Origin of the sequence: Azohydromonas australica DSM 1124 (genome assembly GCF_000430725.1) — a bacterium.
GTDB classification, from domain to species: Bacteria; Pseudomonadota; Gammaproteobacteria; order Burkholderiales; family Burkholderiaceae_C; genus Azohydromonas; species Azohydromonas australica.
Genome location: NZ_AUMO01000102.1, coordinates 1 through 23,373, shown reverse-complemented (window position 1 = coordinate 23,373; position 23,373 = coordinate 1). Strand labels below are relative to the sequence as shown.

The window sequence follows — 23,373 nt, the reverse complement described above, 5'->3', positions numbered from 1 at the left end:
GCGCGAACGCGACATGATCAAAGTGCCGCGCAGCGTATTCCGCCGCCTGCACGAGGTGGCTTGCTATGCCGCGTGATGGCCAAAGTCGAGCTCAGCAGTAGGACCTGTGTGGTTGCGCCGCAGTGTACTGGGCTCCCAAATTCTTGTCGCGCTTTGGTTTTCCGGCCCGCCAGCCTTGAGGTATTCAGTTGTCTGTGTTTTTTGCTATACGAGATTATGAATGATTATCATTATTGCAATGATATATCGCAACCAGGATGAAAGCAGGGTGGAGGCCTCGGCACCCACGCACCGGCAAGCGCATCCAGCCATCGTGCTCCACGGCCCAGACAGCACACTCGGCAAGCAGCGGCAAGCCGGTGGAGCGCGGCTTGGCCTGTACCTCAGCAACGGCGATCGCACCGCGTAGTTGTTCCTGTACCGGACTTTCAGCATGTGAGGATTCAGGGTCGCCATCGTTCGCCGTTCTTGCGAAGTCGCGGCATGCAGGAGAACGAGGAGGGTCAAGTTCCGGCTTGAACAGAATGCACCCCTAGCTGCATGCCAGCGACGACGGGAACGCGCTGTGTGCGACCGTCCGAGACGGCAGCCTGGATGGCTTCAGCCGTTCAACGCGTCGGATGGAGCGGCAGTGCGGCGCGATGACAATGCGACGCTGGTGACCATCGGCCGGGACATCGACGTCTGTCTCTGCCTGTGCGCCCAGCCGGCAATACACGACGGAAGCGGCGACAGCGCCCGCGACATCCCGAGACAAGGGTGAACTTCGACGGCACGTGGCGCGCAGGTGCGTCGGCGCTGCAGGCCAGGGCCTTGTACCGTTGGTCCGCGACACGATCGTGTCCATAGCCACTTGTCGCATTCACCTTGCTGGGAGACGCTTTCCAAGAGGCGCTAAGGCCGACGACGCTCTTGAAAATGCTTGTGCCAACCTTCGGCTCAGAACCATGAAGGCCCACATCCCTGGCACCCGGCACGGGACGCCGGGTGTCGCTCCGCATGCAAAGCATGCATTCGGTGAGCTTGGAGGCTGGAAGCCTTGAAGGCCTGACGATTGAGGCGCACGCTACGGGCTGATCGCCGCGTTTCGAACTTGACATGACCTCTGGCTGCAACCGTTGAGGAGCAATGCATGTCCATCATTCCCGCTGGTCCGTACCGGACGTTGACCACGGTGGAGGGAGATACCTTCCCCTACTACATCGTTCCCTTCGACGCCAACGGCAACTGCGAAGGACCGCTGACTCAGCAGCACCTGATGGCGCATGCCGCCAATCACAGCGACATCTTCGTTTTCTCGCACGGCTGGAACAACGATTGGTCCACCGCGACGCAGCGCTACGAGAGCTTCATCAAGGGCTTCCAGGCGCAGCGGCGCAGCCTGAACCTGCCCATGCCAGCAGGCTACAAGCCGCTGCTCGTCGGTGTGTTCTGGCCCAGCCAGGCGCTCGAGTGGTTCGATTCCGAGACCGGCCCCGGTTTCGCCGCGGGCGGTGATCCGGCCGAGCAGGACGCCGCGGTCGAAGCCTCCCGCCGGATGCTGAACGACATTGCCACGAGACTGGCGGCCGAAAACCGATCGCGCTTCTTTACCCTCGCGCAGGCCGAGCGGCTCTCGGGCAGCGAGGCGCGCGAGTTCGCCAGCCTGCTGCTGTCCACCGGCGAGGCGAGCGCCGACGATGATGCCGGTCCGTCCGCCTCGGTCACCGAAAGCGACATGCTCGCCAGCGCGGCCGCCTTCGGCGAGCCCGAACCCGACTACGACGCAGTTCACGGCTTCAGTCCGCAGCAAGGGGCACCCTCGGCCAGCGCGGGCAGCTTGCCGCAGGCCGCGCTCGGGCTGGGCGACGTGCTGCAGGCGCTGGACCCGCGGCAGATCCTCAAGCCGTTCACTGTCTGGCAGATGAAGAACCGCGCAGGCAAGGTCGGCGGCCGCGGCGTGGCGGCCTTGCTGGAAGGGCTACGGCGGCAGTCGAAAGCCCGCATCCACCTGCTCGGACACTCCTTCGGCTGCAAGGTCGTGATGACGGCGGTCTGTTCACTGCCCGAAGACCTGGGCGCGGACGACGGCCAGCCGCCCGTGACCTCGGCCGTGCTGCTGCAGCCCGCGGTCTCTCAGTACGCCTTCGCGCCCAGGGTGCCGGGGCGCGAGCCTGCGGTTGCCGGCGGCTTCGTCAAGGCGCTGCAACGCGTGCAGCGGCCGATCGTCACGACCTTCAGCGATCACGACGTGGCGTTGACGAAGCTGTTTCACTTGGCGCTGCGGCGCCAGAGCGACCTCGGCGAAGACCTGAACATCGCCGCCGGCGGCCCGCCGAGCAAGTACGCAGCCCTGGGCGGCTACGGCCCCCAGGACTCGGGCGCGGCCATCACCGACATCCTCGACCCGGGCCAAGCCTATGACTTCGGCAGCGCACGCTTGGTCGGCGTGCGCGGCACGCGCACCATCTCCGGCCACGGCGACATCAGCAATGCCAGCACCTGGTGGCTGGCGTATGCGGTCGCCGCTTCGGCTTGAGGACCTGCGCACATCGCACTGCGCGCAGGAAAACGTTCATGGCTGAACTGCTCAAACGCGACTACGACGTCGTCGTGCTCAAGGTCGAAGCCAACAGGGCCGCCACGCAGAGCCCATCGCGCGAGCCCCAGGTGCGGTTCACGCTGCAGTACCACGAGTCCGCAACGCTGGTTGACGGCCCCGTGTGGGAATTCTCCTCCGACAGCATTGCGCCGCCAGTGCCCGAGCGCCGCATGGCACGCGGTCTGGCCCCCGACATCGTTCTGCCGCAGGCGATGCTCGACCACCTTCGCGGCTGGTTCCAGCAGCACACCGACGGCACAAAGCCGTTGTGGGTCCACTTGGTCAAGCCCTACGGGCTATTGCGCTTGGTCGCCTGGGAGCGCGTGCTCGGCCATGCGCTAGACGTGCCCATCCTGATGCTGCCCGATTTCCTGTTCCCGCCGCCGCGCGAGGCGCTGCAGACCCTCGACGTCGTGCTGTGCGGCAGCGCGCCGCTGGGCCACGAAGAGGCTTCGGTTCACGTGGCCATGGTTGAGGCCGCACGCGCCGTGCTGGGCGGCTGCGATGGCCAGCGCCGCGTGCACCTGCACGTGTTCGCCGACCGGGACATCGCCGTGCAGCTGGCGGCAACGTGGCAGTCCGAAGGCCTCCTTGGCCACCGGATCACTCTCTACGACTGCGACGACGCCGAGCCCTACGTGCTGGAAGACCCGTCTTCGCGCCTCGTCGACCAGACCGGTGCGCTGCGCTCGCCGTGGCTACTGTGGATGCGCCAGGCGCTGCTTGGACAGGGCGTGGACGTCGTGCACTTCGTCTGCCATGGATGGCTGTCGCGCGAGCGGGGCGCGCTGCTGTTCGCACAATCGCCGCTGCAGCGGACCGACCGCTATCTGGCCGGGCCGGTGGGCGCGGTGGAGTTGGGCACCTTCCTCACGCAGGTCGGCGCCTGGTCGACCGCCTTCACCGCGCTGCCCGACAACCACTCCGACGCCGGGCTGCGCTGGCTTGCCGACGAGATCGCGCAGTCCCGACCCGGTCCGCTGCTGGTGCACACGGTGCGCGAGGACCCTGCCGCCACCGCGCTGGCGGAGGGCTACGCCTTCGTCTACGCACTTGAGCCCCGGCCCGCGCCCAAGTCGACGGCGCTGCTGCTCTACTGCCAGCCCTACCTGTCGAGCGATGCGGTCAAGGCTGCGGCCACGGACGTCGCCTGGGCGCAGTTGCGCGCCCTCCGCGGGCCGTTCTCATCGCCTCGCTTCAGGGGCATGGCGCCGTCGGCCTCTTCCGCGGCAGCGGTGGCGGCGCAGACCGTCGCCACCCGTTCGCCGTTCGCCTCCGTGGCACGAAGTCCGCTGCAGCAGACGGTTGCCACGTGGCCGCTGGCAGACTCGCCGCTGGACCGGTACTTCGCCGGCGGCGACAAGGTGTCCTCGGTGGTGGCCTCGACTGAGCGTTTTGTCGAGCAAGTGCATCTTCGCCTGCAGCAGGAGGTACGCGACCGGGGGTCCGAGCCCAGCGCCGCAGAGCGCGCCAGGATGCTCGATACCGCGAAGACGCTTGCCAAGCTGCGCGAAGCCGTGGCCGAGATCGAATCGCGCGTCCTGAAGCCGGGAGAGAGCGAATGAGGACGGTCTTCTCGATCGACGCGCTGGGTGGCATCGACCCCATCACGGATGCCGAGCGGCTGACCGTACGCGTCGTGCGCTCCCCGTTCAACGTCGAGAAGGCGCATGTCGCACGCCCGCTCCTGCTTGGGCTGGACGACCTGCCCGACTGGTCGACGCCCGACGCGGTGCGTGCCCGAGGCCGCAAGGTGCGTGATTCGTTAAGCCAGCATCCGGGCGTGGCCCAGGTGCTCGGGCTGCTGTACGCGACGCCCGTGGGCCAGCGTCAGCCGCTGTACCTGATGCTGTCGGAGTCCGAGGCCGAGCAGTTCTGCTGGGAGACGCTGTGCGACCCGAAGGACCACTTCATCGCGCTCGACTCGCGCTGGCCGGTGGCGCGCATCATCGACCCGATGAACGGCATCGCACGGCCTCCGGCCGAGATGCGCATGCCGATTCGCGTGATGGCGGTCATCTCCGCCTTTGGCGTCCCGACCCAGCTGCGCGAGTGGGAGATGCTGCGCGACGCGGTGCTGCGGGCGCGCAAGGGTGGGCTGGCCGTGCAGGTCAAGGTGCTGGTGGGCGACCCGGCGCTGCGACAAGCGATCGACCAGGAAATTGCCGCAGGCCTGGCTGGCGTCGAGTCCGGTGCGATCGACAAGACGCCGGCGCGGGTGCTGGGCGACATCGCGGCCTGGTCGCCGCAGATCCTGCACTTCTTCTGTCACGGCCGTGCTGACCTCGGCGACCAGTCGATCGAGCTGGCCACCGCGCTTGACCATGCTGACCCGGCCGCCACTGCAGGTTCGGTTCGCATCGGCGCGCAGCAGCTCGTCGAGCGCTGTGCGCAACTGGACAACCCATGGCTGCTCTCGCTGAACTGCTGCTCCAGCGGCATGGCCGCGAAGAACCTGCAGTCGCTGGCCAGCAAGGTCGTGGCGGCGGCGTTTCCTGCCGCGGTCGCGATGCTGGAGCCGGTGGACGCGAGCGACGCCTATGAATTCACCCGTGCCTTCTATCAAGCGCTGTTCGCCGGCTTCGGACGCGTCGTCGAAGCCTTGAAGGCATCGACGCGCACGACTTTCGAGTGGAGCGAGGCGATGGTCGATGCGCGCACCGCGATTTGCGACTTGCATGACGGCGACGCGCCAAATGCTCATGCGTGGACGCTACCGGTCCTGTACGTGCGCGGCATCGAACCCTTTGCCTTCGAGCGCCCGCACGACCTCCCTGAAGCCATGACCGGCCTCTACAAGGCCAGGGCGCAGCTGATCGCCGAATGGCTGCAAACCATTGGCCTGCAAAAGTCAGAGGCCGAGCGCATTGAGATCCTGAAGCGCACGCTCAACGACGTACCGCAGCCGTTCTGGCCTCGGCCCGACGGTACCTTCGCGGGCTGAATCCCCGCACCTCCACAGGAGCTGCCATGGCCTGCGCATGGGACGACACCGCGTTGACGAGCAATGCCTGGTGCGGCGAGGCGGCGGCCGGGGCGCTGGCCGAGGGCTCGATCGCCTGGGGCATCGACCGGAAATTCAAACCGCCAGGGCAGCCGCTAGCGGCGCCGGCGATCGACTACGACCAGTGGTCCGATCCCCGCGTGGGTTGGGGTGTGGTGCTTCCCGACCGTGACGACGTGGCGGCGCACAAGAAGGCCCTCGGCCTGGACGCGCCGGAGCCCATCCGCGAATTGCTGGCGCGCCGGGCACCGGCACCGGTGTTGCGCTGGCGTCCCGAACTGCCCGAGGGCAAGCTGCTGCGCTACACCGCCGATGGCGCCCCCGCCGCGCCGCTCTCGCTGCAAGGCTGGCGCGGCACTGGGCCGCTGGCCGTGCCGCACTACCTGTTGATCATCGCTTCGCCGCGCCAGATTCCGTGGAGCGTGCAGTACCGCCTGCAGGCCGAGGCCTACGTCGGCCGGCTTGACCTGGACGATGCCGGGCTGGGCCGCTACGTCGAGGCGCTGCTGGGCGAGTGGTCCGACGCCCCGCGCCGCGTCGACCGGCCGCTGATCTGGTGCGTTGACCACGGGCATCCCGACATCACCAGGCTGATGCGCAAGACGATCGCCGAGAAGCTCCATGGCGAGTTCCTCGCCGATGCCGAGCTGGACATGAACGGCGGATTTATCACCGACGCCGACGCCACGCAGGCCGGCCTGGCGCAGGCGCTCGGGGCGCGCGAGCCGGCTTTCGTGATGACGTCCAGCCACGGCGCGACCTTCCCGCTGGACGATCCGGTCGCGATGGGCGCGCAAATGGGCATGCCGGTCGATGCGAATCACGCGATCGGCCAAGCCGATGCGCTCGCCGCCGCCTGGAACCCGAAGGGCGCCATCTGGTACGCGCACGCATGCTGCTCCGCAGGCAGCGACGCACGCTCGCAATTCGAAGGGCTGGTGCAGTCCGGCTCAGTGCTGGGGCGCACGCTGGCAGCCATTGGGCAGGCCGGCGCCTGCTCCTCGCCGCTTCCACGCGCGCTGCTGGGCGGCCGCAACCCGCTAGGGGCCTTCATCGGTCATGTTGAGCCCACGTTTGACTGGACTCTGCGCGACCCCTCCACGGGCCAAGTCACCAGCCAGCACATCATCGATGCACTTTACCGCACCCTGTATCTGCGCGAGCGACCTCCCGTCGGCCGCGCAATGAGCGCCTACTTCAAAGCCGTGGCCGGCCTGATGCACGACTACGCCAAGGCCATGGATGCCGTCGTGGACCAAAAGCCGGACGCGCTTTCGCAAGCGCGTCGAGCCCGGCTGCTCGCGATGGATCGCCAAGCCATGGTGCTGCTTGGCGACCCAACGGTACGCCTGCCGCTTCCCCGGCCGGGCTATTGAGCCAGCAACGAGGCGGCCTGTCCCGCAGACCCGCACGACACGCGGCTTCCATTTGGCAAGACCGACTACGGGATGGAGCAGTTTTGACGTGCGCTCCACGAATATTAAATTCGAAATGGCCTTGCGTGAACCGGACGAGTGTCAGGGATGTTCTCCGCGCCAGCCTGTAAACATGACTGCCCACGCCAGGCATTGATGGGGCCAGCCTTGAGAATCCATTCCACCATTTGCCATTGAAATTGGACGGGCCCATGGAGCATGTCCTTGAAGCATCGACCGGGCCCTTGCCGTCAGCAGAAGCGTTCCTGCTCGTTCTTCAACGCCTGGAGAACCCACTGATCTGTATTGAAAGGAGCGGAAATGGGACTGTTCGATGCGTTTCGCGGGATGTTCGGTTCCCGCGCAGACCCAGGCTCCACCGACGCGGCACGTGGACCCGATCGGTGTCCACAGTGCAACGCAGAAACTCATGGAGAAATTGTAGATTACGTTGACGCAGGACATGATCCGCAATGCTACGCCGGTCTTCGCGCCGGAACATTGAATCGAATCACCTGCAGCAATGGGCACGAGTGGACGGCGATCGTGCCCCTGCTGGTTCATTTGCCTCAACGGCGAAAAGTTGTGTTCTTTGCGCCATCGGACCTTTCCGAGGATGAGCAGAATGGTGCGGCCGACCGGTTGATGGAGCGCCTGCGCAAGTCCGTCGGACATTTGCAGCCGTACATGACCAACCTGGCCATGCTTGAAACCGATCGCAGCGCCGGCTATGGGGGGCTCCTTCACTTTCTCGACAAACTAGACCCGATCAAGAACGTGCCAGCCGCCATCGGCCACAAGCGCGCCGGGCCCAAGCCGCAACTTCTTGCGCTCCTTCAGGCGGCCATGAAAGAGGAAAATCAGCACCGAGCCCTAGATTTGTGGCAACAATTGCTCGATGCAACCAATGGAACAGGTGACGACAGCTTGCACGCAACCGCATGCCAAGGTATTGGCGTGTCGGTGCTCAAGCTCGTGACACAAACCTCGCTGCCCGAGAATGAACACGCGCAGAGCCTTGAAGTCGCCATCAGCGCTCTTGGCACCGCGGCACGAATCTACAAGGCGGTGGGCGATATCGGGACCTGGGCCGCCGTCCAGCTCAATCTCGCGACGGCGCATGTCTTGGCGGCTGCAGACTCATGGCAGGGTTTCATCAAGGCCAGTGCCCTGTACCTTAGCGTGTTGGAAGATGGGCTCAGCGACGCGCCTGCCGAATGGCGGCGCGCACATGACTGGCTGCTGCACCACTCGCTCCAGTATTTCCAGGAGCAATGCGATCAACAACTCGATGCTGATCGCTGCAATGCCCTGGAACACATTGCGACGCGTGTACTCTGGCAGGTGGGCGACGATGGCGCAGCTGAAATGCAAGTTCCGTGGCTCGAATTACGCGGGCAGGTCGCCTTGTCGGCACCGCAGGCTGACTGGGAGCAAGCCGCCAGCGATTTTTTACAGGTCATCGAACTAAGTGATCGCGACTCGGATCCGAAGACCTGGGCGCGTGCGAATCAAAACCTAACCGCAGCCCTGGGCCGCAGCGACAGCGCGTCTGTTGGTGTGGCACGTCGGGCCGTGCAGGCGCTGCAACAATGCCTGGAAATTTACACCGAACCATTGCATCCTGCCCGGCATATTGAAAACTCGCAGAATCTGGCGCGTGCCTTGTCGAGGCTGGCTCTGCTCCTCGCTGACGAACGGTTTGAGGTAGCCGACGGTGGATTCGAAACATTGGCAACGTTGCAACGGGCATGCGTCCTGTTCGAGAAACATGGCCCAACGCTCGAGTTCGTACAAGCCCTTTGTCGTCTCGCGCAGCTTTACGAGAATGCAGAGGGTGATGCTGCCGAGAACAACGAACTGGCGTTGCATACTTATTTGATGGCGCAGTCACATGTGGATCGGGAGAGCGATCCGGCGTTGTGGGCGCAATTGGAGGCCAACATAGGCTTGCGTTTTGCCTCACGCATGCATGCGCAAACCGGTCGATTCGAATATGGGGACGTGCAGCGTGAAGCGCCGGATATCAATTGGGTCTCATTCGGCTCAGGCTTGCTCGAGGCGCATCACCAGAGCGAGGCCATTAAAAGGCTTGAAAATGCCCTGAAATATTTCCAAGCGGCAAACCTGACGGCCGAGTGTGCAAAGGTAATGGCTGACCTCGCCACCGTTCGACTTGAGGCTGCGAGGATGCCGCTCGGTGGAAACGCCGATAATGCAGCGGCGAGGGCATCCCAGGAAAATGCGATCGCAGAACTGGAGCGTGCCATCGAAATGTTCGACGGCCTCGGGGACGCCCTGAAAGGCAGGCGGGTTCGTGCATGGCTGGCATGTGCGTACACAGAGCGGGTCGAGGGTGATCGGACCTGCAACCTGCTACGTTCAATGGAAATCTATCGCACTATCGAGCAGCAGGGCGAATCCATATCCCCCTCGGAATTGCAGGCCCATACTGATGCGTTGCTGGCCGCCCACGCTGCCGGCGTTGCCATCGAGCCTGACCGCGTGACCCGGTTACGGGAACGTCTTGCAGTCCCCATACAGGCGGCTCGTGGCACGGAAACCCTCAAACGACTCCGGCGGCTTGCGCAGCTGGATGAGCTTGCAGGCGACCGGGTCAGTTCGCAAAGGCACCGTGCTGCTGCACTCGATGCCTTTGAAGCGCTGATCCGCGAAGCATTGACGCTTGAAAGCGCCAATTTTCTGCACCAAGAGCATTCACCAATTTATAGCCAGGCGTTTGCCGATGCCCTTGACGCCGGCGATACGCGCCAAGCGTTCATTTTGGGCGAGCGCTTTCGTTTCAGCTTGCCGGCAACGGAGTTGCGCACGCTTGCGTTGCTGCCACAGGAAGGCCTGGATCAAGGCTTGTTGGCGCGTGAGGCGGACATCATGGCCAGGATCCGGGCCGACTCTGCTGGCATCGTTCGCACAACCAACACCATCGCGCGTGCCAATCTCGTCTCCGCGACTTCAAGGCACTGGCGCGACGTGCACGAATGCTGGAGTGAAATGGAAAGATCGGGGCCTTCGTTCGAAGCTTACCTCGATTTCAGAAGAGCAAAACCCGCCGAGTGGGAGGAAGTGCAGGCCTGGCTTGATCGGCAGCAGGAATCCTCCGCTGTAGCCCTGTTCGTGACCCTGGACGAAAAGCTGGTACTCCTAGTTGCCAAATCTGGACACGAGGCCATCGTCCTGCACGAATGGCCGCTGGGACAGCGAGAACTGTGGGCCGCTCGGGAACAATTTGCCCAGGATTTGTCGACGCAAGCAGCGCTAAGCTTTTCGATCGAATGGTTGCCGCAACTGTCCGCCGTGGCCGATGCGCTCGCCGCCGCTGTAGGAAATGCATCGGTCCTGTACCTCATGCCCGACGGAGCGCTTGCCGGGCTGCCGCTGCATGCCCTTGAGGCCCATGGGCGGCCGCTGATCGAACGGACTTCGATTATTTATATCCGCTGCTTGTGGCCCATTATCAGGCGCGAAGCCCTGGCGAACGGGGCCCATTCAGGTACTGCGCGGCCCGAGGTTTTGGCATACGTCTTCGGCAATCCCACCGAGGATTTGCCGGAGGCCGCGTCCGAGGCGCATGCCATCGCAACGCAATGGGACGTTTCTCCCATGCTCGGGGCTGCCGTGACGCGGGGGGCCGTTCTGCAAGCCTTGCGCAGCGGCGGCCTGGTGCATATCAGCGGCCATGCAACCTTCGGAAAGTTCGCGGTATTCAACAGTGGCCTTGAGCTTGCAGGCGGAGAGCGCCTGACTGCTGGAGACCTGTTCGCAGAGTCCGCCCGGTGCAAGGTACTGGTGCTCAGTGCTTGCGATGCCGCTCTCCAGCACTGCACCCGCAATGGCGAACTGTTAGGGTTTCCGTCGGCTGCCACCGCCGCCGGGATTGAAACCTTGGTCGCCGCGCGCTGGCCCGTCGACGACGAAGCGGCGCGCGTCTTCATGCTGGAATTCCATCGGGCGCTTTGCGAACGTCGTGGCGTCCGCCCGGCCGATGTTGCCATTGCGCTGAGGCAAGCGGCCTCGCGGCTGCGCGATGCCGGTTGGGATCGGCTCGATTGGGCGCCTTTCGTGGTCCACGCCTGATCATGATGACCAAAGTAGCTTCAATATTGCAATAAAAAGTATTAAATAAAGCAGGCAGACGATTGCAGCGCATGGTTCTGGTATTTCGTCACCGTTTTATTGCTGCGGTCCGACATGCATCCAAGGAGGCTATCATGGATGACAACATAGTGCCGATCAATCAAGACGCTCAAAACCCACCAGAAGCTGCCGCTACGATCAGTCCACAGCCGGTTCCGGAACTGTCTCCAGACGATGTGTTGATAGCAGACAGTGAGTTCATCCTTGCGCTCAAGCGACTGAAAAGCCTGTGTGCCTTTTTGCTGCAAGTGCCCGTGGTATTGAACCCGACGGTTCAGCAAGCGGCACGCCTAGGAGGATTGAACCAGCTTCGCCATGCTTTTCAACACAAGGGCCGACAGCCCAGGTATTCAGAATGGCACGAGGTGGAAAAGCGAACTCAAATTATCTGGGCAGCCCTCTCCGAGCCCCAGAGACGAAAATTCCTAGCCACTCAGACGCCAAGCTGGATTTCGTACCTTATTTCGGCCTTTATCGCTGTCGCGGCTGCGTCATTGGTCACGGCCTACTTGATAAAGTCCCAATTTATCTCATTCCCTTTGGGCGACATACTGATCCCATTCCTTCTGTGGATCATCGCACTGGGAGCCATTGGTGCGGCGGCCTCCATCGGCATGAACGCCTTGTCGGTACAGGATGATGCAACCTTCGATATCAGCAGCGGCAAATTCATCTGGTTGCGCCTCGTGCTGGGGGCGCTGTTTGGAACCGTGCTGACCTTGCCTCTGGGATTCAGCACCTTCGATCAATTCCTGATTGACCTGGGAAAAAACGACAAAACGGTGGATACAGCGGAAGTCGCCAAGCAGGCCAGCCTGCTGTTGTTGCCGTTCATTCTCGGGTTCAGTACCTCACTCGTGATTCTGGTACTGAATAGATTTATCGAGTCCGTGCAAACATTCTTCGGCAAGTCTTCCGGAGAAAGGCGCGCCAACCAGAATTAGCGTCAACGCTCGGGGCCGGCATGTGGGTCGTTGTGGACGCCGCAGAGTACGCACGCCAACGACGAGCGACGTGCCAGGCAGATCAGCGCGGTGTTTTCCAGCCGCCGTCAGTGCTGATATACAGGGCTCAAAACGCACCGATTTGCACGTCAAAATGCAATTAACGCTTTGAGAGCGTCAGTCCCAGCTCTGCAGCCGCGGTGGCAGTGGGCTCGGGCCAGCGTGTTCTTGCGCCAGTCCGTTTCTGTGGTACAGCTACCCTGATATCACGAGCTATCCGGGTGTCATCCAGCACACTGGGATTGAGTACGGATTTGGTAGCAAGAGCTGGCCTGTATGCCGCAACCGTTTGAAGGCATGCCACTGCGCGCGGAGTAGCAGGCTTGGAATTGCACGTGTTCGCACACCTCGTAGATCCTTTGAGAACTAAAAGGATAGCAACCGACATTCGGTGCCGCCACCTTTTCGACTGCGGCAACTTTTCCCGTTGTCGCAGTCTGCGTCGACTTCGCATGCCATATTCGGCTCGGATAAATCTTCAGATCGATTGTAAGAAGACCTTAATCCAATATCGCTTCGATTCTTTGCGTAATCTTTGAGTCGCATAATATATCTTCTGCACCCCCCTAGATTTCCATTGTATTCCCAATTCTTTAAAATCCCAGCACTATTCGCCACAAGCTTGATTGTGCAGCTATGGTTTATAGCCATTGGCTGCGAATAAGTCGTGCTGCCATACACCGGGACCCTTCCCACAAACCCTGTGGTCGTGGCCACTTGCGGAACAAGAATAGTTCCTGACTGACTTACCAGCCAAGTATAAACCGTATCTCCAGCAAAAATGTCTTTAGAAGAAGGGTAACCGATAACAGCAAACGCTTCAGCCTCGGATTTCCCCATTAGGGCACTTAGCCCTTCCTCCATTTGCCCAAAAGTGGCGCATCCACCAAGCAAGGCCGCAAAGACACCTATCAAATACCGCATATTTGCTTAACATTAAGTGGCACGAAGCGCCATGGTAACATTTTCTTATAATCTTGTAGCGAAGTGTTGTATAAATTAGACATCAAAAGACTGTGCGCTCTATATTTAGCATCCGTCCGTGAAGCTCGAAATGTCAAGACACAGCAGAGAAAGAAAATTGACTCTAATTCAGGCTGACGCATTTAACATAATGACCCGTTGAAATATCGGTGCTTTAAATTTCCCGCGTCGGTCAGAGTCAGCGTTTACTTCATTGCTCATTTGAAGGCAGTCAAGCTGCGCGAAAAATGCTTGCTGAAGGAAATTACCGTATTGCCGCAATTGCCGTCACCCGACCTGGTGCTTGACTTTGTGGGGATTTATATTATTATTTTGAATTTGAAACATGTTTCACCTGGGGTTGCTGTCAATTTGATTCGATGGAGGTTGAAATTAACAGCTATCCATGTTCCTGTGGCGGCGAAAATCCAAATTGCTACAAGTGTGATGGCTCGGGCCTGACGGAGACTCCCGTGCGACTTACGCCGCGCGCCCAGGAGTCCACCATCAACGAGCTCGCCGCACATGATGTCGGACGTCCTTCAATAGCTCAAACAAGCACCGAGTCGGCCGTTGTCTTGGCTGCAGGGTCCGGTGATTTGAATCCTCTACGAAATTACATTCGCAGGAGGCTTTTGTTGTCTGGCGCCCATAATAGTTATATGGATGAACTGTGCAGGATTCTGGCGTCGTGTAGCCCAAAACTTGACACGTATGCCAGGTATCGCGATTGCGTAGAATTGATCCGCGCCTGTAATAAAGCTTGCGCAAAACAACAGGCTACACCGGTAAAGCCAGCGACTACTCCAAGGCCCACCTTAGGAAATATTGGGATAGATGGCCTTGCGACTTCTGAAAGCCGGCCAGCAAGCGCCGTCAAGGAGAAATCGGCAGGCACAAGGACCGCAGACTTCCGTAAAACGTCGGAAAATTATCAAGCAGGTCCTTCTGAATGTCGACCGCATTTCGAGGGCCATCGCGCCCGCAAGCCGAAGTCAATATACGGCAGGTCTGGCAGGGGCAAGGCGCTTGCCAAGGAAAACGAGATTGACAAAAAAATTCACGAGAAATTCAACAGGGATATGGAAGAGTTCTGTCGCTCTGCGTTCAGGCGCTTGGCCCCAGGCCCCAACTCTAGGACCGATGATTTTGCGAACCAGACGCCAAACGGCAGGAGCATGGCTTCACGCATGAGCTGCCACAATGAAGTGGAGGAGGTTGACGAAAGCCTCCTGGATGCCAAGCATCACTGGGGATCGAGTTTTAGAGACCACGGCCAGTTTGGTTCATATCCGTCGCACGACGATATGGGCGAGGATTAACTGAACGATTCCAGTCCCCTCGGCGCCAGTCTTTCCCGGGGCGGCGCCGCGCGGCTTCCTTGCAACTGCGGCAGGCGACAATCGAAGGCGTCCGCTTGGCGCATCGACACGTGAGCTGGGGTTGTCGAAATTTTTCGGAAAAATGGTACGGTTCCGCGCGATTTCTTCTTTGAAATCAAGTACTTAGCGGGACCTGATTAGAAATGATGCTCAGCATGATTTTATCTGTTGAACCGCTGCCGCGGTAAAATTATGGTGTTTGTTAAAGGAGTTGGCGCCATGGCAATGAACTGGGTTCAATTTCAGCATGGAATGTCACTGCCGGAATTCCTTCACAGCCTTGGCACCGAAGAACAATGCACTGAAGCAGTGATGCGAGCACGCCGGCCCAAGGTTTTTCCTGCCCGCGCTGTGCAGGCAGCACCTACTACATGGTGCGCCATGAAGGCCGCTCGCTGTTTCAATGCGGCACCTGCCGGCATCAAACCTCACTGATTGCAGGCACCCTGTTTTCGGGCACCAAGTTGCCGCTCAAAATTTGGTTTCTTGCCATCTACCGCATTAGTCAAGCAAAAACTGGAATCTCAGCCCTGGCACTCAAGCGTGAGTTGGGCGTGAGCTATCCCACCGCTTGGCTTATGCACCACAAGATCATGCACGCCATGGCCGAGCGTGACAGCGTCCACCAACTCGGCGGCCAAGTGCAGATGGACGATGCCTACCTCGGAGGCGAGAGAAGCGGTGGCAAGGCTGGGCGCGGTTCAGAAAATAAGCTGCCGTTCGTGGCAGCCGTGTCGCTAGACGCGCACAACCATCCCCGCTACCTCAAACTCGCGCCGCTGGCAGGCTTCACAAACCAGGCTGTCAGCGAGTGGGCAGAAATTCATCTCAAGCTAGGCAGCAGCGTCAGTAACGATGGCCTGGCCTGTTTTGCTGCCGTTACGGAAGTGGGCTGTTTTCATGTGCCTACTGTCGTGGGGCGGGCCAAGCCTCGCGAGTTACCTGATTTCAAGTGGATCAATACCATCTTGGGTAATCTCAAGACTGCGCTGTCAGGCGCCTACAAGTCATTCAAGTACAGCAAATATGCAGCTACATACCTTGGAGCATTTGCCTACCGCTTCAATCGTCGTTTCAACCTGCATGACCTCGTCGTGCGACTCATTGTTGATGTGACGCGCTGCCAGCCCAAGTCCCAGCGCGCCATCCGAAAGGCTGAGGATAATTTCTAATCAGGTAGCGGGATGTACCCGCCGTCCACGATGCTTGGTGCGTAAGTGCTTGATTTGCTTGAAGTTTTTTCATCGAAGCGCACCATTCCGCTGAAAAAGTACGACAATCCCGATTCGAAATCTCCACCACCATGGCTGCGAATGCAGCCTTCATCTCGAACACCCGGTGTGAAATTGATTCGAGCGGAGATTTACCAACTACCGCACCAGCGGTTTGGTTCAACACGCTCTAGCTGCCAAGTCATATAATACAGAGTGAAGTAGCGTTAGTAGAAGAGGAGTTGGAACAGCCGCGGCGGCGACGCGGCGTCAAAGGAGTAGATATGAAAGTATTTGTAAGCTGGTCTGGTGAAGCTGGGCACGCGTTGGGGTATCGTATAAACGAATGGCTGCCATCAATTGTTCCAGACGCAAAGCCTTTTTTCTCAGCTGAGGTGCCAGGCGGATATAAATGGTTTGAATTTCTGGTCGCCGCAATCACCGATGCGCGGTTTGGAATCATCTGCCTAACCCCGGAATCTCAACGATCTCCCTGGCTTTTTTTCGAAGCAGGCGCTCTTTGGCAGCAGGGGTCTCAAATTATTCCTGTAACAGTCGGCCTTGAGACTTCTAATATTGCAGGCCCATTTGCCCAAGTACAAGCAAAACGTTTTGAGCGCCGTGATATTCGCTCTGTTTTTCAGCAAATTGCAACGGCAACCCATCTTGATCAGAAGCGCTTTCAGCTGAACTTTGAGGGAATTTGGCCAAATATTGAAAGAGACGTGCGCAACGATCTTGCGCCCTACGGCATTACTGTATGATTTTTTGGCGAAAGCCAGAGCGCTTCGACTTTAATCCAGCAGTTTCCCGGTGTCGTTGGAAGACTGAGAAGTGCTGTCCGGAGAAAAAGCGCCCTTAGATTCGTGCCCTTATCGGTGCCCATGAATACCCGGCCAGGCCGATGGACGCGGCGAAAAAGCGGAGCAAGAGGCGGCCTGCTTTCACTCGCCTTGCTTAGGAGACTGCGAGCGCTTTACGGAAGATCGAACCACAGCCAGGCGGCCACCGTCGTGGGCCTGAGGGTGAGGTGGCAAACCGTGGACAGTTGCAGCGCGTCGCCGCCACGCAGTTCCAGCGTCGTGACCTCTTCCTCCGCGTCGACCTCCACGACGCCTTCGAGCAACTGCAGCCAGCCGAAGCGCCCTGGTGCCAGCGTGTGCGCACACCGCAGCCCGAGTTCAGTGATGGCGTTGATCCACCGTGCCCTGAGCAGCAGGCTCAGGAATTGCCCGAAAGTCTTCAATAAAAACCCTGGCTGGCTTGATGGACACGGTTTTTGCTCATATCTGGCGAAAGGGTTTTCTTACATGGAGAAGCCGGCTTGGCATCGGAGGTGCATGTTCTCTAAGCCCTGCTGAAGTCCAGGATTGGGACGGCCGGACCCTGGCGGGCTCAAGCGCAAAGGCTTTTCATATCAAATACCGCCCTTGCGCCTGTCGTTCCATGCGAGCGCTCCGGCAGACAGGATCACGTAGCCCCATGGGAACACTGAAGCAGCTACCGGATCCGCTCGGCAAGGACATTGACGAGCTCGCGCGCACCGAGTCCATGACCAGCCGGTGCGAGGCCCGCATCACGGCGCAGCTTGAGCTGTTGGCCAGTCTGTCGCCATGGGAACCCAAGTCGCGGGCATTGCGCAAAGAAGTTGATATTGAAGAAGGCGTGCTGCTGGGGCTGCAGGCCCATAGGCTTCGGTTGCTTTCAGCCATGAGGGATTCACCAAACCCCTGACTTGCCCAATTGGTGCACCGGCGCACGGCAGGGGGATGCGACTGGCACGATGAATACACCAACTGCCACGCCCATGGCCGTCCTGGAGCGGCTGCTGTTCGAGACCAGCCTGGACTGCATCAAGCTGCTGGACCTTGACGGCCGGCTTTTGCAGATCAACCGCAATGGCTGCCGTGCTCTGGAGGTCGACGACTTCGAAGTGCTGCGGGGCCGACCATGGCCCGAGCTCTGGCCTGAACCCGTCCAGGAGGCGGTACGCTGTGCGGTACAGCAAGCACGTGAGGGCCGTTCCGCTCAATTCACGGCGCCGTATGTAAGTCCACGCGGCACGGCGAAATGGTGGGACGTGGGCGTCTGGCCCGTCCCGGACGAGCATGGCGAGGTGAAGGCCATGCTTGCAGTGTCGCGCGACATCAGCGAGTTGCAACGCTCCCGGCGGAAAGAGGCCGCGACCGCGGCACGGCTGGAGTTCCTGCTCGAAGCCACGCAGGTGGGCTACTGGGAGGCGGACTTGGCCACGGGCTGTGCCCGCACGTCGATGCATCACGACCGGTGCTTTGGTTACACCGAGCCGGTGGCCAAGTGGGGGGTCGAGATCTTTCTTGAACATGTCCATCCACAGGACCGGGCGGGCGTACGATCCGCCTTGGAGCAGGCGCTGGAGCATGCGACTCCACTGGCACAAACGTTTCGCGTGATCTGGCCCGAGGGCTCCGTGCACTGGCTCAGCGCGCACTACGCCTTCCATCGCAACCGCGATGACTTCTCCGTTCGGCTGATTGGCTCGGTGCGGGACATCACCGAGCGCAAACAGGCCGTGGCCGAAGCGCAGGCCACGGCCAAGGCCGCCAGCAAGCGGGCGCTGCGCATGGCGTTGGCGGCTGAAACCGAGCGGGCTCGGTTGGACGCGCTGCTGGAGGCAGCGCCAGCGGGCATAGCCTACGCCGCCAAGAGCGGCGCGCTCGTGCTGGTCAACGCGGCCAACCGTGCCCTGTGGGGCAACCACCCAGTGGCGGACGATGTGGGGCAGTACCAGGAATGGAAAGGCTGGTGGGCCGACGGCAGTGAACGCCATGGACAGCGCATCCAGCCGCACGAATGGGGCCTGGCGCGGGCACTGGCCGGTGAAGAGGTGCAAGGCGACCTCATCGAGATCGAGCCTTTTGGCGCGCCGGGCATACGCAAGGCCGTGCTGCTGCGGGCCAGCCCGGTGCGAGATCCGGATGGCTGCATCATGGGCGCCGTGGTCGCGCAGATGGACATCACCGACCGCGTGCGCGCCGAGGCCGAACTGCGCGCAAGCGAGGCGAAGCTGCGCATCATCACGGATGCCATGCCACAGATGGTGTGGTCCACACGGCCCGACGGCTTCCATGACTACTACAACCGCCAGTGGTACGCGTTTACCGGCGTCCCCGAAGGCTCGACCAACGGCGAGGGCTGGGCGGGGATGTTCCACCCCGAGGACCAACGCCATGCCTGGGAACGTTGGCGCCACAGCCTGGACACCGGGGAGCCCTACGAGGTCGAGTACCGGCTACGTCACTGTTCGGGCCAGTACCGCTGGGTGCTGGGGCGGGCACTGCCGGTACGCAACGACCGTGGGCGCATCATCCGCTGGATGGGTACGTGTACCGACATCCACGAATCCAAGCTCGCACAGGAGGCCTTGCAAAACAGTGAGGAATCACTGCGCCAAGCCGACCATCGCAAGGACGAGTTCCTGGCCATGCTCGCCCACGAACTGCGCAACCCCTTGGCACCCATCACCACCGCGGCACAATTGCTGCGCAGCGACCTCGGCGATCCACAACGTGTGGCCAAAGCCAGCGCCATCATCTCGCGCCAGGTGCGGCACCTGAATGATCTTGTCAACGACCTGCTCGATGTCTCCCGCGTCACACGCGGCCTGGTTCATCTCGATCTGGAGACGCTTGATCTGCAGGAGGCGCTGCTTGCCGCCGTGGAGCAGGTGCGCCCACTCATCCAGGCCAGAGAGCATGTCCTGACCATTGACTTGGAGTCGACGCCGCGGTGGGTGCGGGCAGATCGCACGCGCTGCATCCAAATGGTCGCCAACTTGCTCCACAACGCTGCCAAGTACACACCTGCCGGTGGACGCATCTGGCTTGATACCCATGCGGGTAGCGGATATGTGCGGGTGCAGGTTCGCGACAACGGCGACGGGATCGATGCGGCGCTGCTGCCTCACATCTTCGACCTATTCACTCAAGCCGATCGCACTCTTGACCGCTCGCAAGGTGGCTTGGGCATCGGTTTGCCGCTGGTCAGAGCACTCGCTGAAATGCACGGCGGGCGCATCAGTGCACAAAGCCCGGGCCGCGGCCTGGGCAGCACGTTTGCACTGGAGCTGCCAGTGGCCGAAGCACCACAAGCCGCTGCCGTGCAAGCCGATACGCGGCGCGTTGCAAGGCCGGCCGCGGGCCTGCGCATCGCCTTGGTGGACGATAACGCCGACGCCGCGCAGACGCTCGCAGCGTTGCTGCAATCCCAAGGGCACGAGGTGTCGGTGTTCGGCTGCGCGGGCGAGTTGCTGGAGCGGGGCATCGAGCCGCCGCCGCAGGTATGCATCCTCGACATCGGGTTGCCCGACATGTCGGGTCACGAGCTCGCCAGGCGGCTGCGCCAGCGGCCGGAGCTGGCCGCCTGCAGGCTCTACGCACTCACCGGCTACGGACAGGAGCGCGACCGCAGCGCTTCCCGCGAGGCGGGCTTCGACGAACACTTCGTCAAGCCGGTGGATCCGGTAGTGCTGCTGAGCAAGCTGTAAGAGCTCAACATGCAGCGCAGCCAGGAGAGACTCCTGGGATAGGCACTGGGAATCGCTTGGCAAGACAGGCCCGCGGCTGTGCTACCCCACTGGGATCGCGGCAAGGCGTGCGGCGTGTCTCCTGCATCACCAGGCTCACCAACACTACGCGGCTGACGAGCAGGTCCAGCCGTATCGCTACCATGAGTTTGAATCACAACAACCAGCCCACTGAGGCGCTGAAGGGACCGCTGACCCACGAGGTCCTTTCCCCCGCCGACCTCCTCGCCGTGTTTGCAGCGATGCCGGGAGTCTGGCTGCTGCTGGCCGCGGACGCTCCGCGCTTCACGATGCTGGCGGCCAGCGACGAGCGCCTGGCCGCGACCATGACGACGCGGGAAGCGACCCTGGGGCGCCCGCTGTTCGAGGTGTTCCCGGATGCCAACCCCCAGAACCTTGAATCCTCGGGCGTCGGGAACCTGCGCATATCGCTGGAGACGGTGCTACGCACCCGGGCGCCGCACCGCATGCCCCAGCAGCGCTACGACCTGTGCCGCTCGGATGGCACCTGGGAGGAGCGGTACTGGGCACCACTCAACGTGCCGGTGCTGAGCGCCGGTGGTGAAGTGCGCTTCCTGCTCCACCATGTCCAGGACGTTACGCACGAGGTGCTCGGGCACCAGGCGCTCACGCGTGCCGAGCAGCGCGCGGCGCGCCTGCTGGAGCAGGTGACGGACGCGTACTTCGTGCTCGACCGGGAGTTTCGCTTCGTCTCGTTGAACCCGGCGGCCGAGCGCCTGGTCAGCAAGTCGCGCCAGGAGATGCTCGGGCGCACCCACTGGGACGTGTTCCCGGCCTCCGTGGAGCTGGATGCCGGCCGCGCGTATCGGCAAGTGATCACCGAAGGCGTGGAGCAGCACCTGCAGCAGCACTACGTTGGTGAAGGCTACGACCTGCACCTCGAAATCGACGCCTATCCGACCGAGGAAGGCGGTGCCGCCATCTTTGCGCGTGACGTCACCGAGCGGGTGCGGGCGGCTGAGGCGCGCCGCAAGGGCCAGGCGCAACAATTCCTGGCGCAGCTCGGTGACGCCCTGAGCTCGCATGGCGACGCCAAGGCGATCCAGGCCGAAGTGGCGCGGCTGCTTGGTGCGCACCTGAGTGCCAGCCACGTCCTGTACAGCGACGTGCCGGGTGCGATGGTCGAGGAGTTGGGTCCGTACGTAGCCGATCAGCTGGGCGCCCGGCAAACGGTCGTGGTCGCCAATGTGCAGGAGGCAGCGCAGTATCAAAGCACGGACCACGCCATCGACGTGGCGAGCGGCGTTCGTGCCTGCCTGATTGCGCCGATCGTGAAGGAGGGACGCATCGTGGCCTGCCTGGCGGTCACCCAGTGCGTGCCGCGGCACTGGATCGCCGACGAGGTCGAACTGGTCGAAGAGGTGGCCGAGCGCGCTTGGGCGGCCATGCAGCGCGCACGCGCCCAGGAGGCGCTGCGCTTGAGCGAGGAGCGCTATCGCACGCTTTTCGAGCGCATGAACGAGGGCTTTTGCACCGTCGAAGTCTTCTTCGACGCCGCCGGCCACCCGGTGGACTATGAATTCGAGTCCGTGAATCCAGCTTTCGAGCAGCAGACGGGTCTGCGCAACGCCCTGGGGCGGCGCATGCGCGAACTCGCGCCGCAACACGAGGCGCACTGGTTCGAGGCCTACGGACACGTTGCCCTCACGGGTGAAGCGATCCATTTCGAGGCCGTGGCCCAAGCGCTGCAGCGGCACTTCGATGTGCATGCGTTTCGGGCTGGCCGACCCGAAGAGCGCCGGGTGGCAATCCTCCTCAGGGACATCACCCAGCGCAAGCAGGCGCAAGGCGAACTCCAGGCACTCAACGCCGCGCTGGAGCAGCGCGTGCTGGAGCGCACCGCCGAGTTGGTCACGGCACGCGATGCCGCCCAGGCCGCCAATCAGGCCAAGAGCGCGTTCCTTGCCACCATGAGCCACGAGCTGCGCACGCCGCTCAATGCCGTCATTGGGTTGAGCCACCTGCTGCAGCAGATGGCCCTGCCACCGCGGGCACAAGGCTTCGTCGGCCACATCGCCCAGGCCGGCGAGCAGTTGCTGGCACTGGTGAACGACGTGCTCGACCTCTCGCGCATCGAGGCCGGCGAGATGCAGCTGGAGCATGTCGCCTTTGATCTGGCGTCAGTGCTCGACACCGTGCATGCCGTCGTGGAGCCGCAGGCCGTGGCCAAGGGCTTGTCGCTGGAGTTCGAGTCCGCACCCGGCTTGGCGCAGGACCTGAGCGGTGATCCCCTGCGCCTGAAACAGATCCTGCTCAACCTGCTGGGCAACGCCGTCAAGTTCACACCGGCCGGCAGCATCAGGCTCCACGTCCTGCAGCAGCCCGCTGAAGCCGCGCGGGTCGTGCTTCGCTTTGACGTGATCGACACCGGGATCGGCATCGCGCCGCAGGCGCAGGCGCGCATCTTCGAAGCCTTCACGCAGGCCGACTCCTCCACCACGCGGCGCTTCGGCGGCACGGGGCTGGGCCTGTCCATCGTGCGCCGGCTGGTGGAACTGATGGGCGGGCAGCTGGAGCTGCACAGCCAGCCCGGACAGGGCAGCGCCTTCACCGTCATGTTGCCGTTTCACACCGCCTGACAGCCCAGCGCCATCGCAGTTGCCGTGGCGGCAGGTACGCAGAGTCGATGCAGTTATCGACATAGGCCAACAGCAATTATCTGCGTTCATTCGCTGTACCTTCTTGAAGATTGACATTGGGGTGCAGTCGTTCAGCGAACGGGCCGCTGCCGCCGGGACAGGGCGTGTTGACCATTTGCTGATGAAGACAGCGGACATCGTCCGAGCATCTTGGTGAAGGCAAGCGCAGCCGGTGTTCGCCATGTTCGAGGCCGGCACAACTTTTCTTGAACCGTTGCGCAGTGGAAGGCTACCCAGCCTTGCCCGTTACCCAACCGTCCCAGAAAAGGCATTGACACCATGAAGTCCGCTGCCCCGTTCGCCCTGACCGTCATCGGTCTTGCCGCTTTTGCGCTCCAGACCGCACAGGCTCAGTCCGTGGCTATCACGCCGGGCACGGCGGCGATGGCGGCAGCCGAGTTCAATGACCTGGAGGTCGTCGGCGCCCGCTCGCC

At 61.9% G+C, this 23,373-nt stretch carries 13 protein-coding genes and 1 pseudogene; 13 read left to right on the top strand and 1 reads right to left on the bottom strand.

The genetic code is table 11. The features are described from left to right. Window positions 1-1,258 precede the first annotated feature (1,258 nt). From H537_RS0116240 to H537_RS51185, 10 genes and pseudogenes are all read left to right on the top strand, one after another. A complete protein-coding gene (locus H537_RS0116240; protein WP_156901763.1) occupies window positions 1,259-2,518 on the top strand; it encodes an alpha/beta hydrolase in 1,260 nt (419 codons plus the stop codon). A gap of 38 nt (window positions 2,519-2,556) precedes the next feature. After that, window positions 2,557-4,146, top strand: coding sequence for a hypothetical protein (locus tag H537_RS0116235; RefSeq protein WP_028998729.1), 1,590 nt, complete (start codon window positions 2,557-2,559; stop codon window positions 4,144-4,146). Then, complete coding sequence (locus H537_RS0116230) at window positions 4,143-5,525, top strand: CHAT domain-containing protein (RefSeq protein WP_028998728.1); 1,383 nt, start codon at window positions 4,143-4,145, stop codon at window positions 5,523-5,525. The genes H537_RS0116235 and H537_RS0116230 overlap by 4 nt, the downstream gene beginning before the upstream one ends. Before the next feature lie 26 nt (window positions 5,526-5,551). After that, complete coding sequence (locus H537_RS0116225) at window positions 5,552-6,961, top strand: hypothetical protein (RefSeq protein WP_028998727.1); 1,410 nt, start codon at window positions 5,552-5,554, stop codon at window positions 6,959-6,961. A 360-nt stretch (window positions 6,962-7,321) separates the two neighbouring features. Continuing rightward, window positions 7,322-11,095: a CHAT domain-containing protein gene (locus tag H537_RS0116220; protein ID WP_084150720.1), complete on the top strand. Its 3,774-nt coding sequence runs from the start codon at window positions 7,322-7,324 to the stop codon at window positions 11,093-11,095. 134 nt (window positions 11,096-11,229) lie between these two features. After that, window positions 11,230-12,099 carry a hypothetical protein gene (locus tag H537_RS0116215; protein WP_156901762.1) on the top strand — a complete coding sequence of 290 codons (870 nt, stop codon included), beginning with the start codon at window positions 11,230-11,232 and terminating at the stop codon, window positions 12,097-12,099. Window positions 12,100-13,344: 1,245 nt separating this feature from the next. Beyond that, on the top strand, window positions 13,345-13,584 hold the full coding sequence (locus tag H537_RS52965; protein WP_156901761.1) for a hypothetical protein: 240 nt from the start codon (window positions 13,345-13,347) through the stop codon (window positions 13,582-13,584). Between the two features lie 11 nt (window positions 13,585-13,595). After that, window positions 13,596-14,444: a hypothetical protein gene (locus H537_RS52960; protein WP_156901760.1), complete on the top strand. Its 849-nt coding sequence runs from the start codon at window positions 13,596-13,598 to the stop codon at window positions 14,442-14,444. A 279-nt stretch (window positions 14,445-14,723) separates the two neighbouring features. Continuing rightward, window positions 14,724-15,676: pseudogene (locus tag H537_RS43520) on the top strand (IS1595 family transposase). 323 nt (window positions 15,677-15,999) lie between these two features. Continuing rightward, window positions 16,000-16,479 carry a TIR domain-containing protein gene (locus H537_RS51185; protein WP_084150719.1) on the top strand — a complete coding sequence of 160 codons (480 nt, stop codon included), beginning with the start codon at window positions 16,000-16,002 and terminating at the stop codon, window positions 16,477-16,479. A gap of 212 nt (window positions 16,480-16,691) precedes the next feature. Here H537_RS51185 and H537_RS0116205 read toward each other — a convergent pair whose 3' ends face one another. Then, window positions 16,692-16,961 carry a pirin family protein gene (locus H537_RS0116205; protein ID WP_028998724.1) on the bottom strand — a complete coding sequence of 90 codons (270 nt, stop codon included), beginning with the start codon at window positions 16,959-16,961 and terminating at the stop codon, window positions 16,692-16,694. A gap of 236 nt (window positions 16,962-17,197) precedes the next feature. Between H537_RS0116205 and H537_RS0116200 the strand changes: the two genes are divergently transcribed. The 3 genes from H537_RS0116200 (at window position 17,198) to H537_RS49365 (ending at window position 22,879) form a co-directional block, all read left to right on the top strand. Next, window positions 17,198-17,449: a hypothetical protein gene (locus tag H537_RS0116200; protein WP_028998723.1), complete on the top strand. Its 252-nt coding sequence runs from the start codon at window positions 17,198-17,200 to the stop codon at window positions 17,447-17,449. 73 nt (window positions 17,450-17,522) lie between these two features. Further along, the gene (locus tag H537_RS49370; protein ID WP_051242769.1) at window positions 17,523-20,240 is read left to right on the top strand and encodes a hybrid sensor histidine kinase/response regulator; all 2,718 of its coding nucleotides are present in this window, start codon (window positions 17,523-17,525) and stop codon (window positions 20,238-20,240) included. Between the two features lie 182 nt (window positions 20,241-20,422). Beyond that, window positions 20,423-22,879 (top strand): PAS domain-containing sensor histidine kinase, encoded by a 2,457-nt coding sequence (locus H537_RS49365; RefSeq protein WP_084150717.1) that lies wholly within the window; start codon window positions 20,423-20,425, stop codon window positions 22,877-22,879. Window positions 22,880-23,373: the final 494 nt, after the last annotated feature.